The sequence below is a fragment of the Nonomuraea deserti genome (assembly GCF_004348685.1).
GTDB classification, from domain to species: domain Bacteria; phylum Actinomycetota; class Actinomycetes; order Streptosporangiales; family Streptosporangiaceae; genus Nonomuraea; species Nonomuraea deserti.
This window is the reverse complement of the sequence record NZ_SMKO01000130.1, coordinates 1-12,185: the sequence shown is the minus strand read 5'-3', so window position 1 is coordinate 12,185 and position 12,185 is coordinate 1. Positions and strand designations below refer to the sequence as shown.

Annotated in this window: 14 protein-coding genes; 8 read left to right on the top strand and 6 right to left on the bottom strand. The window is 67.8% G+C overall.

The genetic code is table 11. From position 1 onward, the window contains the following. The first annotated feature begins 1 nt into the window (after position 1). From E1292_RS52985 to E1292_RS34130, 3 genes are read left to right on the top strand one after another with little or no spacing between them, the layout of a single operon-like run. On the top strand, positions 2–364 hold the full coding sequence (locus E1292_RS52985; protein ID WP_220447197.1) for a hypothetical protein: 363 nt from the start codon (positions 2–4) through the stop codon (positions 362–364). Next, entirely contained in the window at positions 361–768 is a 408-nt protein-coding gene (locus tag E1292_RS52980) for a hypothetical protein (RefSeq protein ID WP_220447196.1), read from the top strand. Before E1292_RS52985 ends, E1292_RS52980 begins: the two co-directional genes overlap by 4 nt. An 11-nt stretch (positions 769–779) precedes the next feature. After that, positions 780–983 (top strand): hypothetical protein, encoded by a 204-nt coding sequence (locus tag E1292_RS34130; RefSeq protein ID WP_132600777.1) that lies wholly within the window; start codon positions 780–782, stop codon positions 981–983. 616 nt (positions 984–1,599) lie between these two features. On the opposite strand, the gene E1292_RS51590 is transcribed toward E1292_RS34130, so the two are convergent. From E1292_RS51590 to E1292_RS52975, 4 genes are all read right to left on the bottom strand, one after another. Continuing rightward, on the bottom strand, positions 1,600–1,770 hold the full coding sequence (locus tag E1292_RS51590; protein ID WP_165974877.1) for a hypothetical protein: 171 nt from the start codon (positions 1,768–1,770) through the stop codon (positions 1,600–1,602). Positions 1,771–1,845: 75 nt separating this feature from the next. Continuing rightward, positions 1,846–2,139: a hypothetical protein gene (locus tag E1292_RS34120; RefSeq protein WP_132600774.1), complete on the bottom strand. Its 294-nt coding sequence runs from the start codon at positions 2,137–2,139 to the stop codon at positions 1,846–1,848. A 118-nt stretch (positions 2,140–2,257) separates the two neighbouring features. Then, a complete protein-coding gene (locus E1292_RS34115; RefSeq protein WP_132600771.1) occupies positions 2,258–2,650 on the bottom strand; it encodes a hypothetical protein in 393 nt (130 codons plus the stop codon). Positions 2,651–2,750: 100 nt separating this feature from the next. Then, positions 2,751–2,924 (bottom strand): hypothetical protein, encoded by a 174-nt coding sequence (locus E1292_RS52975; RefSeq protein WP_220447195.1) that lies wholly within the window; start codon positions 2,922–2,924, stop codon positions 2,751–2,753. Positions 2,925–3,190: 266 nt separating this feature from the next. Here E1292_RS52975 and E1292_RS34105 point away from each other — a divergent pair, with 266 nt between their 5' ends. After that, a complete protein-coding gene (locus tag E1292_RS34105) occupies positions 3,191–5,113 on the top strand; it encodes a Xaa-Pro dipeptidyl-peptidase (RefSeq protein ID WP_132600768.1) in 1,923 nt (640 codons plus the stop codon). Between the two features lie 446 nt (positions 5,114–5,559). Here E1292_RS34105 and E1292_RS34100 read toward each other — a convergent pair whose 3' ends face one another. Next, entirely contained in the window at positions 5,560–5,781 is a 222-nt protein-coding gene (locus tag E1292_RS34100; protein ID WP_246090526.1) for a tyrosine-type recombinase/integrase, read from the bottom strand. A 74-nt stretch (positions 5,782–5,855) separates the two neighbouring features. Here E1292_RS34100 and gad point away from each other — a divergent pair, with 74 nt between their 5' ends. From gad to E1292_RS34085, 3 genes are all read left to right on the top strand, one after another. Then, positions 5,856–7,268 carry a glutamate decarboxylase gene (gad, locus tag E1292_RS34095; RefSeq protein ID WP_132600765.1) on the top strand — a complete coding sequence of 471 codons (1,413 nt, stop codon included), beginning with the start codon at positions 5,856–5,858 and terminating at the stop codon, positions 7,266–7,268. Between the two features lie 5 nt (positions 7,269–7,273). After that, positions 7,274–8,458, top strand: coding sequence for a cytochrome P450 (locus E1292_RS34090; protein WP_132600762.1), 1,185 nt, complete (start codon positions 7,274–7,276; stop codon positions 8,456–8,458). A gap of 385 nt (positions 8,459–8,843) precedes the next feature. Then, entirely contained in the window at positions 8,844–9,524 is a 681-nt protein-coding gene (locus E1292_RS34085) for a TetR family transcriptional regulator (protein WP_132600759.1), read from the top strand. Between the two features lie 165 nt (positions 9,525–9,689). Here the strand turns inward: E1292_RS34085 and E1292_RS34080 are convergent, their stop codons facing one another. Next, the gene (locus E1292_RS34080; protein ID WP_132600756.1) at positions 9,690–9,971 is read right to left on the bottom strand and encodes a hypothetical protein; all 282 of its coding nucleotides are present in this window, start codon (positions 9,969–9,971) and stop codon (positions 9,690–9,692) included. Positions 9,972–10,264: 293 nt separating this feature from the next. Between E1292_RS34080 and E1292_RS34075 the strand changes: the two genes are divergently transcribed. Next, complete coding sequence (locus E1292_RS34075; protein ID WP_132600753.1) at positions 10,265–11,764, top strand: hypothetical protein; 1,500 nt, start codon at positions 10,265–10,267, stop codon at positions 11,762–11,764. The last annotated feature ends 421 nt before the right edge of the window (positions 11,765–12,185 follow it).

Sequence of the window (12,185 nt, the reverse complement as noted above, 5' to 3'; positions counted from 1 at the left end):
CGTGCCACGTGTGCGCCCCACCCTCCGCGTCCTGCGCGACGACCTGAAACTGCCGCTGCCCTCCGCCCGCACCCCCTTGGATGCGATCAGCCATCCCTTGCTGAACAAGGCCGCCGAGCAGTTCACCGACCCCGACACCGCGCACGAGCGCATCCGCGCCATCGACGACGTGGTCCTGTTCAAGGTGAAGTGCAACGCTGGCGCGGCGCCGTCTGAACCGACGACCCCGACGCCGAGGTCCCCACCTGGCTGGTCGCCGCAGGAGTTCGCGAGGACGGCTCCGGCGACGACTTCTACACCGCGCTGGAAAGCAGCGGGAAGGCGGCCCGCGCCCGCTACAACAGCGAACACGACCAGTCCTTGACCACCAGCACCTACAGCGGGCACCTCCTGCCCGACGAGGACGACCACGACCGCTACCGGCTCGAAGCGGCCACCCGATTCGTCCTCCGTCTCAACGCCACGATCCGCGACCTGGCATGTGGTTCCCTGCGCGACGGCCACGAGCACGCCGCCGACTTCCCCGGCTTCCGCCTCGGCATCCAGATCCGCGCCGACGACGGCAACGAAACCTACGCGGCGATCCGCATCACCGGCTCGGTCCCCGCCAATCTGACCACGACGATCCTGAACCGGGTACCCGGCTGCGAACCGGACGGCTGGTTCCCCGAATACGCCCTGCCCGAGCGCCATCTCCTACCCGCCGAACAAGCCTGGTCCAACATCATGGATCCCAAGGCCGCCGCCGAACTCCTGGAGGAACGCTGATAAGCGAGTTCGTGAAGTGGTCCGATACCAAGGCCAAGGTCCGTGAGATCGCCCCCGAGTGGGACTCTCCCGAGCGCGTCGCCGCGCGGGAGACCAGCCGAGAGCAGCTTCGAGTGGAGCTGCGCGGCACCCGGCTCGCCGAAATGCGCAAGCGCCTGGGCGTCTCCCAGAAGCTCCTGGCCGAACGGATGGGGGCGGCATCCGGATACCAGTGAGCACCGTCTTGAATGCCGGCCTCGGCGAGCACCTCGTCCATGAGGGCAGGGAACTTCCCATCCCGATCTCGGAGCAGAAAGCGCGCCGCACGCGACCCAGGTCGCGGACAGGCGGCACCTCTGGCGGAATCTCGGCGAGGTCGTCGAACGCACCGTCACCCGCCACCGCGACCACCTGAAAGCCCTGACCGCCGCACCCAGCACGCGCACCGACACCTCGCCACCTGCGGCGCCGTCCGTCCCGCCCCGCTCGCCCGCCGACCGCCAGGACCGCATCGCCACCCGAACCCGTGAACGGCATGCCGCCATTCACGCCCTGATCGAGCAAGGCCAAGGGCTGCGGGAGATCGCGCACCTGCTGTCCCTAGGGCGTAACACCGTCCGGCGCTTCGCCCGCGCCGCCAGTCCCGAGGACCTGCTCGTTCACAACGGAACCGGCCGGCGACCCAGGAACTCGGAAGCCTACGACTCCTACCTGCGCAAGCGCTGGGCCGAGGGATGCACCAACGCCGAACTCCTCTACCAGGAGCTGCAGGCCCTGGGCTATCGCGGCAGCGGCACCACCGTCCGCCAGTACGTCCGCCCCGGGCGCGACGGAACACCTCCCGCACCGGCATCAACGCGGCCGCCCACGGTCCGGCAGGCCACCGGCTGGTTCCTGCGCAACCCTGCCCACCTCGACCCCTCCGAACACCGCCAGCTCCAGGCGCTCACCATCGCCTGCCCCCAACTGGCGGCGCTTCAGCTGCACGTGCGCCAGTTCGCCGAGATGATGACGCACCGCCACGGCCAGAACCTGGAGACGTGGATGAACGCCGTCCGGGACGACGACTAGCCTGAGCTGCACTCCTTCGTCACCGGACTACGCCGCGACCAAGACGCCGTCACCGCCGGACTCACCCTGCCCTACAGCTCCGGCCCCGTCGAAGGCCACGTCACGCTCGGAAGCGATCAAGCGATCACCCTCGGCTTCATTTTCAGGCCGAAGCTCAAAAAACGACCGCAGCCAGACCATCGCGGTGCCGGCCCCAGCCTCTCCACACGCACGACTGCCTTCGCGCCGGACCCCCTTGTGCAGCGACTCCGACGGCGACTCTTGCGCCGCCCAGGAATGAGAGCTGGAGAGCACCGTGCCCGGCATCCACATGGTGATCATCGACCCGAAGGGACCGGCACGGGCGACGTCAGCCTGACGGTCAGCACGTTCGCCGACCTCAGCGCCGCGGTGACGGCCGACGGCGCCGCGCACGGCCGTCGCCGTCCGGGGAGTGGGGCTAACTCGCGGGCTTGGCGCAGGCGGCCACGATGTAGCCCTTCTTGCCGTTGTAGCTGACGTACTCCCATCGGTTCCAGGTCCGGCCGCACATGGTGTACTTGCTGCCGGTCACCCCGTAGTCGCAGTTGTACACCTTGCCCTTGGGAATCCCGCCCACGGGGTTGCTGATCAAAACCGTGGACTCGTAGATCGTCAGGTTTTTCGGCGCCTTGCCGCGGCCGCCGAACCGGCAGTAAAAGCGAGCGGAGGCCGACGCGGTGGAGGTTGACACGGTGGAGGTTGACGCGGTGGCCGCCTGCGACGAGGCCCCGGCGGGCCCGGCGGTCGTGCTCACACCGGCCGCCGCCACCACCGCCACGGCCATGGCGCCCAGCGTCTTCCGTACTCGCATGACAAAGCTCTCCACGACCAGATAGGGGACATGACTCCTTGGCTGTCCAAGCATGCCGAATCAACATCCGCCATGTCGTTAACTGACAGTCCACAGATGCTCAGCGATGCCTGCACTGCGGCGCGCGAGTCGACGCCCCGGCCGGGACCTCCAGCCGTCTGGCGATCGCCGCAGGCAGCTTCCGCACCCGCTCGGCCACCCGGACCTCGTTGGTGATGGCGCCGGCGACCAGGTCGGCGACCATGACGCGGCCGTAGACGCGCACCTCGTCCACCTCGCCCGGTCATAACTCGGCCGTTGCTCCCGCCGCCTGGCCGCGGCCGAGCGTCCCCGGTACGGGCCGGCCCCCGACCTGCCGCCGCCCTGGCCTTCGTCCATCGGCCAGTGACCGTTCGGTCCCGCTCCCGGGTTGACGTTGAAGACCTGGAGGGTGTTTGCTCCCCCGGGACGTGATCAACAGCCCCGGTTGCCGATCTTGCCGCCTCGCGAACTACTTGCCTGACCCCCTGACTTACCACTCAACTGCCTCGGAGGTCATGTATGTCATCATTACGCACAGCTTTGATCGCCGCCGCGCTCACCCTCGCGATCCCGATCCCGGCCCAGGCGACAGCCGGTCCGGCGATCACCATCGAGAACGGCCGTACGCAGCCGGTCTTCTCCTATGCGGACGCCGTCCGCGAGCACGTGTACGTCGAGTCGCCGGTCGACAGCGATCTCGACGGCAACCTTGACAAGGTGCGGGTGGACATCATCCGGCCGAAGGAGTCCGGGCCGGGGCTCAAGGTGCCGGTGGTCATCGACGAGAGCCCGTACTACGACAACTCGGGTCGCGGGAACGAGTCGGAGCACAAGGCCTACGACGCCGCCGGAAATGTCACAAAATTTCCGCTCTTCTATGACAACTTCTATGTGCCTCGCGGCTACGCCGTCCTGAACGTCGACATGCTCGGCACCACCCGGTCGGAGGGTTGCCCGGACATCGGCGGCAAAGCTGACGTGCTGGGCGGCAAGGCGGTCATCGACTGGCTGAACGGTCGCGCCAGGGCGTTCAGGGCCGACGGCAGCGCGGTCGTGGCGGACTGGACGACGGGCAAAGCCGCCATGATCGGCAAATCGTACGACGGCACCCTGGCCAACGCGGTCGCGGCAACCGGGGTGGAGGGTCTGGAGACGATCGTGCCCATCTCGGCGATCAGCTCCTGGTACAAGTACCAGCGTTCCAATGGCGTCGTCTACAACTACGACTACGCCGCCGGGCTGGCCAACCACGTCGACACCGACCCCGAGGCCAAGTGCCAGCAGGTACGCGACAGGATGGACGCCGAGGACGCCGACGACACAGGCGATTACAACGCCTTCTGGTCCGAGCGCGACTACATCGGCGGCCTGCTCGGAGACGTCTCCAAGGTCAGGGCCAGCGTCTTCGTCGTGCACACGGTCAACGACCTCAACGTCAAGCCCGACAACTTCTCGACCTGGTGGAAGGCTCTGGCCGACAGGAACGTGCCGCGCAAGATCTGGGTGGGCCAGACCGGACACGTGGACCCGTTCGACTTCGAGGGCCGCAGAGGGCTGTGGGTGGACACGCTGCACCGGTGGTTCGACCACTGGCTGCACGGCGTGCGCAACGGGATCACCGGCGAGCCCCGCGCCGATGTCGAGGTCAGCCCGAAGCAGTGGATCACCCAGTCCGACTGGCCGGCGCCGTCCGCGCTCAAGACGTCGCTCTACCCCGCCGCCGACGGCTCGCTCGGCTCCAAGCCCGCCGCGGCGAACAGTGCCGCGTCCTTCAAGGACGTCGCCATGAGCGAGACCGACATGGTGGCCGACGTGGGCACGGCGAACCCGGGGCGGGTGGCGTTCACCACCGGCGAGCTGTCGCAGGACCTGCGCCTGTCCGGCACTCCCACGGCCGACCTGCGGGTCAAGCTGGACAAGCCCACCTCCAACCTGACCGCGCTGCTGGTGGACTTCGGCGAGGACTCCCGCGTCGACTGGCGTACCAACGAGGGCATCACCGATCTCGCAGAGGAGGACTGTCACGGGGAGAGCACCGCGGCCGACGACGCCTGCTACCGCAAGGTCGTCACGAACGTGGCCACCCGCCCGCTGGAGATCGTCGCCCGAGGCTGGATCGACGTGCAGAACCGCGACTCGCTCAGCCAGGCCACGCCACTGCCGCCGGGCACCTACGGCACGGTCACGTGGCTGACGCTGCCGCAGGACTACACCTTCAAGAAGGGACACAGGATCGGCCTCGTGCTGGCCGGCACCGACTCCACCTACAGCGATGAGACCGGCACCGGCGCGAACGTCACCGTCGACCTGTCCAGGAGCAGCGTGAGCGTGCCTCTCATGCTGGGCACACCGCTGGTGGACGTCCCGAAGGACACGACGAAGTTCCGCGGTCCCGGGAAGCTCGACCTGCCCAAGCCGGACACCACGTTCCGGTTCTTCTAAACCGTCAGCGGAAAGGGGCAACCCTGCACCTGCCGGATCCTGGCCGCCGCCCTTCGCACGCGTGCGGCCAGGCCGGCACCGCCCCCTGCTTCCTGGCCGACCGCTCCCTTTCTCGCGGCTCGCGGCCATCCCCTTAGGACACGATGCTCCCTCTTGGGCTACCCGAATGGTCAAGGCCGTGCCATTGCCCGGCCGGTTGCTCGGTAGTTGCTCTTCGGCCAACGGCACCCGTGAACCCGCGGTGGCATTTTGGGGCATTTCGAGGACGACGAAAAGGGGCGGAGCGTTACAAGGAAGTACATTGAGGCATGGCTTGACACAAACGCTGGTGACTTTTGATCCGTCGGTTCCGGGTTCGAGCCCCGGGTGCCCTACCCACAATGACCTGGGCGGACTTCCTGATCTCCGTGATCCGGAAGCCCGACCGGTTGCACTTCGAGTTGCGGTTATCCCCAGAGTGCTCGGCCCATGCGGGCTGCTGCTTCGGTCGAGTATGTGGCCGTGATGGGGGTGTAGCGCTTGGTCGTGGTCAGTTGTGAATGGCCGAGGATTTCCAGCACGACGCCGATGTCCACGCCCTGCTCTATGAGGACTGTCGCGACGGTGGGCGGGATCATGAAGGTTCGCGGCACCCACATGCTCACCCGCGTGGACGTCAGCGCGGCCACGATATTGACTCCTAGTAAGCAATTGCCTACCGTAAGTGTTTGACATGGCGTAAAGCTCTCGAGGGGTGAAGCTCATGCTCAGACGAGTCGAATCCGACCGGTGGCAAGAATCACTCGATGTCAATCCCCTTTACAACGGGCTGGTGCCGGAAGGCGGCGTGCCCCGGTTCAAGATGCCGGCCAGCCCGATGAATCCCGCAGCGGCCCAGGCGCTCATCCGCGACGAACTCCTGCTCGACGGCAACGCCCGGCTCAACCTGGCCACCTTCTGCACGACCTGGATGGAACCCCAGGCCCGCGAACTTATCGCCGAAACCCTCGACCGCAACCTCGTCGACCACGACCAGTACCCGCAGACGGCCGACATCGAGGCGCGCTGCGTCAACATGCTCGATCACCTGTGGGGCGACCCGAACGGCTCCAGCGTCGGCTGCTCCACGGGCGGCTCCAGCGAGGCGGCCATGCTCGGCGCGCTGGCGATGAAGTTCCAGTGGCGCGAGCGGCGCCGGACGGCCGGGCTGCCCACCGCCAACCCCAACCTCGTGATGGGCACTGCCGTCCACACCTGCTGGCCGAAGTTCTGCCAGTACTGGGACGTCGAGCCGCGTTGGATACCGATCGAGGAGCCGGCCTTCACCTTGAACCCGGCCCGGCTCGGCGAATTCTGTGACGACAACACCATCGGCGTCATCGGCGTGCTCGGCTCCACGCAATGCGGCAAGTACGACCCGATCGAGCAGATGTCGGCCGAGCTGGACCGGCTGGAGGCCGAGCGCGGGCTGAGAATACCGCTGCACGTGGACGCGGCCGTGGGCGGCTTCATCACCCCGTTCCTGGAACCCGACATGGTGTGGGACTTCCGGCTTCCCCGGGTGCAGTCGATCAACACCTCGGGGCACAAGTTCGGCCTGGTCTACCCCGGCGTCGGCTGGATCGTCTGGCAGGAGCCGGACGCCCTGCCGCAGGACCTGGTGCTCTCCTGCGACCTGCTCGGCGGCAACATGGACACCTTCACGCTTAACTTCTCCCGCTCCGGCGCCCCGGTCATCGCGCAGTACTACAACTTCCTGCGGCTCGGCTTCGAGGGCTACCAGGCCGTCCAGCAGACCTGCCGGGACGTGGCGACCTACCTCGGTGAGGAGATCGCGAAACTCCCCGAGCTCTCGCTCATCGCCGACGGCTCGGAACTGCCGGTGCTCGCCGTGCGGACCGCCCCCGGCTACGACGGTTTCACCGTCTTCGACCTGGCCGCCCGGCTGAAGATGCACGGTTGGCAGGCCCCGACGTACTACCTGCCGCCCGACCTGGAGCACATAGCCGTCATCCGCTTCGTCATCCGCAACGGCTTCAGCCAGGACACTGCCGCCAAATTGCTGGCGAACGTGCGCACCGAGGTGGAGTACCTGCGCGGCAATCCGGTTCCGCGCCCTCGCCTCGGCGGCGATGAGGCGGCCGCCGAGCAGCCCGGTGTGCCGACGGGAGGGTGACGTCGATGAACGACTTCGCCGCGTCCATCACCTTCGACCAGCTCGGCAGTGACCCCTATCCGATCTTCGCCAGGCTACGCCGCGAAGCGCCGGTCGTCCTGCTGCCGAAGCTCGACCTGTGGATGGTCACCCGCTGGGATGACGTGCGCCAGGTCCTCAGTGCCTACGAGTCGTACACCAGCGCCTTCCCCTCGCTGGCCACGCAGATATTCGGGGAACGGTCCGTACTCAAGGTTGAGGGCGACGCCCACGCCGATCTGCGAGCCGCCGTTGACACGCGATTCGCCCACGAACGCATCGAACGGGCCACCACACTCACCCGCGAGGCCGCACGGCCGTACGCCAGCAAGCTCAGTAGCCGGGACGAGCTGATGTCCAGCTACTTCGAACCCGCCGCGAGCACCGCCCTCGCCCATTTCATCGGCCTGCCGGACGTGGACACCGACGCGCTCATGCGCTGGGCCCGCAACCTCAGCGCCGGGATGAGCAACTTCATGACGGACCCGGCCGTACACGAACAGGCGATGGCCACCGCCACCGAGATCCGCCAGACGATCGAGCCCTCCGCCCGGCAGACCGCAGACCGGCCCGACGGCTCAGTCCTGTCGCAGCTGCTCCACAGCGGCTGCCCGCCCGATAGTGTCCGATCCGCCGAGCACATCATGCCCACCTTCATCGAGATCCTCTCGGCGTTCCTGGAACCGGCGGCCGGCGCCGGGCTCACGCTGCTCGCGCTGCTCCAGCACCCCACGCAGATGCAGGCCATCCGCGATGACCCGCGCCTGATCCGCAAGGCCGTCCACGAAGCGCTGCGCTGGCTATCACCAAACGGCGCGCTCAGCCGCCGCGCGACCAAAGACGCGCTCCTCGCCGGACAGATCATCCCCGCCGGAGCGACCGTCATGGCGGTCATCGCCTCGGCAGGCCGGGACGAGAGCATCTTCACCGACCCAGACACCTTCGACATCAACCGGAACCCCTCCCCCAACCTGGGCCTCGGATACTCCCGCCACGCATGCCTCGCCGCCCCAGTCGTCGGTGCCATCATCGCGGCCCTGCTGGACGTGCTACTTGAGCAACACCCACGGCTCTCCCTGGACCCCAGACGGCCGCATAACCTGCACGGCTGGAAATTCCGCGTGCTGACGAACCTGCATGTCCGCATCGGCGATCCGGCCCGAGGAAGCTGAGTGCAGAAATTGGCGGTAGCGACCTGCGACTTCTTCACTTGTCAGCGGTCCGTGATGTGGTGAGCCGGGACATCAAGTACGCCGACAAGACGCCCGCATCGCGCCGACCACCTTCGACCGGTGGCTCGGGGAGCGGTCCCGCTGAGCCGGCTCCTCGGGTCGCGCATGACCATACCATACCGTATGGTACGGTGCTGATCGTGCCTATTTCGCGGCCCCAGGAGCATCATGTTCGCCCTCCCCGATCCGATCTGGCCCGTCGCCGTCCTCTACCTCAACGCCACCGCCATGCTGCTGATCTCAGTCGGGACCGGCGTCTACAGCTTCCTGGCATGACGGTTCCGCCCCGCCACGGGTGTCGTACACCGTGTGCTAGGTTCGCCGCGTGAGCGCGGCACGAGACCGGTGGCTGGACGAAGGTCTGAAAATCCTCGCGGAAGAGGGCGCGCGAGGGCTGCGCATCGACCGGATCGCGACTCGGCTGGAGCTGTCGAAAGGGTCGTTCCACCACCACTTCGACGGCGCGGAAGGATACAAGAAGGCGCTGCTCGCGCACTTCGAGCGGCTGTCGATCGAGACGCTGGAGAACGCCATCGCGGAAGCCGGTGAATCGGCCGGCGTCCGCGCTGTGCTCGCCCAACTGACCAACCTGGTCCGCCCGGGCACGGCGCTCTACTTTCCCTCGCTCGATGTCGCGATGCGAGCGTGGGCGACCTCGGATCCCGAGGTCCGCGCCGTGCAGGCCCGTCTCGATGAGGCGCGGCTGTCGGCGCTGCAGCGGGTGTGGCGGCCCGCCGTCAGCAGTGACGAGGAAGCCAGGACCGCTGCTCTGCTGCCCTACCTGCTCGCGGTCGGAGCGACGGTCGTCTCCCCGCCCGTCGACGCCGACCAGCTGCGCAGCCTCTACGAGAGGTGCTGCTGCCGCTCGTCCCCGACCACCTCGACGAGGCCCGCCCGGACTGACGGCGCGGGCGACGCCGCGCGTCAGCTCCTCCGCCCGCGCGCGGAGCAGATGTGCTTGACCGCTGACAGCACTCCGCTTGCCATCAGGAGTTCTTCCAGGTGAGCGGCGATCCGAACGGATCGAGTTCGTGGAATGAGTCGTGGGTGAGGGTGACGTGCCCGTGACCGAGTCCTCGATGTTCATGCGCAGCGTGAACGTGCGGCATTCGGCGGCGGCGTCGGCGAGCAGGTTGAGCAGGTCCCACTGCGGGACCATCGCGATGTTGTTTTACCTGCCCGGCGGCGCCAGGTCGCCCACCCGCTGTATCCCGCCGCCGACCGGCGCCAGCACCTCGTCGAGGCGGTTCTGCGGCAGCCGCTCGAACCGGTCGCCGAGGCCCAGCTCGTCGAGCAGTTCCAGGGTGGTGGGGTGTACCGTGTCGCCGCGGAAGTCGCGCAGAAAGTCCCCTGCTTCTCCAGCACCGTCCCTCGGCGCCCGTCCTGGCCAGCAGCAGCCCCAGCACCATCCCTGCCGGTCCCCGGCCGCGATCCAGCAGGTGGTCGTGTCCATGCCCCGTCCTTGAGTGGAGACGGATTCTGGATTCTCGTGCCTCCTGATGAGAGGGAAGTGCACGGGACGACGGGGCTGTCCGCCGGAGCTGCGGCGCAAGGTGCTGGACCTGCTCGAAGCCGGCGACTCGTACGTCAGTAAACTCCCAGCTGATCATGGGATCGAACGCGGGACGATCGAAACGAAGCCATCGCAGTACCGGCAGGCGGTCGGACGATCCCGGGGCACCTCGATGCCAGCCGCGAACCGTAGTCTAGACAGCCTCTGACCTGGCTCTTCGTAGCGTGGCAGGCATGGATGAGGCCGAACCTTCCCCAGCCGCGCACCGGACGGCCGACGTCGCTCACGGCGTGGCGAGCACCTGGCGGCCTGGCCGTCCGCGGTCGTGGATCGCCGTCCGTTCGTACGTGCCGCTGGGGCTGGTGGCCGCCTGCTACACGGCGGTTCAGCTGGCGTTGACGGCCAGGATCGGGCTCGGGTGGGACGAGAGCGTGTACATCAGTCAGGTGGCCCGCGGCGTTCCCGCCGCCGAGTTCACCGCGCCACGCGCCCGAGGGGTTCAGCTCCTGGTGGCTCCTGTCGCGCTGGTCACCCCTTCGGTGACGGCCGTCCGGGTCTATCTCAGCCTGCTGTCGGGAATCGCGTTGTTCCTGGCCTACCTGCCGTGGATTCGGTTGCGGGCCGGAGCAGTGGCACCGCTCGCCGCCGCCTTGTTCGGCGGCCTGTGGCTGTCGCTGTTCTACGCCAACGAGGCCATGCCGAACATGTGGGTCGCCTATTGCGGCGTCGCCGGAGTGGGCCTTGCCTGTCTGGCCGAGGCACGTCCGAGGGCGCGCCTGGCCACTGCCGGGATCGTCGTGGCGTTCGCGATCGCGTCGCTCATGCGCCCCTCGGATGCGACCTGGCTGGCGTTTCCACTGGTCGGTTATGGGGTCGTGCGCAGGAGCCCGCGGCTGCTCTTCGCCACGGTGGCCGGGCTCGCGATCGGGTGGGCGGAGTGGATGATCGAGGCGGTCCTGCGGTTCGGGGGGCCGCTCGCGCGCCTGCACGCGGCGGGAGCGGAGAACGCGACGGGGCTGCACTTCAGCCTTCCCGACCATCTGCGCGCGCTGAACGGACCCCTGCTGTGCCGCTTCGGCGTCGAATGCGGAGGGCTGCCGCTGACGCAGGTGGCCTGGTTCGCGGCTGTGCCGGTCGTCGCAGGGCTGGGCGTATGGATGGTCCGGCGTCGTGCTCTCGTGGCGGCCCTGGCCTGCGGTCTGTCACTCGCCCTGTCCTACGTTTTCACCGTCGGCTACGCCGCTCCGCGCTTCCTGCTACCCGCCTACGCCCTGCTCGCTCTCCCCGTCTCGGCGGGCATCATCTGGCTGTGCCGGCGGCGGGGCACAGCGGTGCTCGCCGTCGCCGGTGTCGCATGCTACTTCGCTGTACAGGCCAAGTCCGTCTACGTCTACGGCGAGCAGGTCTACGCCGCACGCGCCACCGCGCCGGCGGTCGCCGCCCAGCTCAAGCAGGTGGGGATGCGCCCTCCGTGTTTCCTGTACGGCCACGACGCCGTACAGATCGGATATCTGGCTAAATGTGCCTCACACGGCGTCTTTCGCCACTACGGGGGCACATCATCCGTACCGTCCTCCATCAGAGCCGCGATAGCACGGAGCGATTGGGTCGGTGTCATCACGACCTCCCGCAGACCTCCGGCTCCCTTCCTCGCTGCCTGGACTTCGATCGACCTTCGCGTTGTTGGGGAGAAGACCTGGTACGTGTTCGTGCCACCCCGCGGGAACCCGTGACTGAAGCGACCGCGACGTACGGTCGGCCGGCTTGGGGCTCAGGGACGGTGAGGACGGACAAGGTGGCGGCAAGTGCGGACCGAGACATGCGCGACCCGCATCGTGGCGAATGGCGTCACCGCGTGGGACCGCGCTGCCTTGGGCCCGAGAGTCTGCCTCACCCTGCCTCGCCACGTGTGCCGCCAGCTGGTCGGCGGCGGTACGTCCGACGTGGTGACTCCCCGGCGAAACCACCCCAACCTGGCAATACGCGCAACTGGCAATCAACCACAAACTTCGCTTCTCAGACGCCTCTGAGATGGGCTAGCTTGTCGGGGTTGGTCACCGAGTGGATCGCGTGGACCGTGCCGTCGGCGATGTCGAGCTCGATCACGCCGATCACGTGGCCCTCGGCGTCGAACTTGACGGCGCCCGGCCGGCC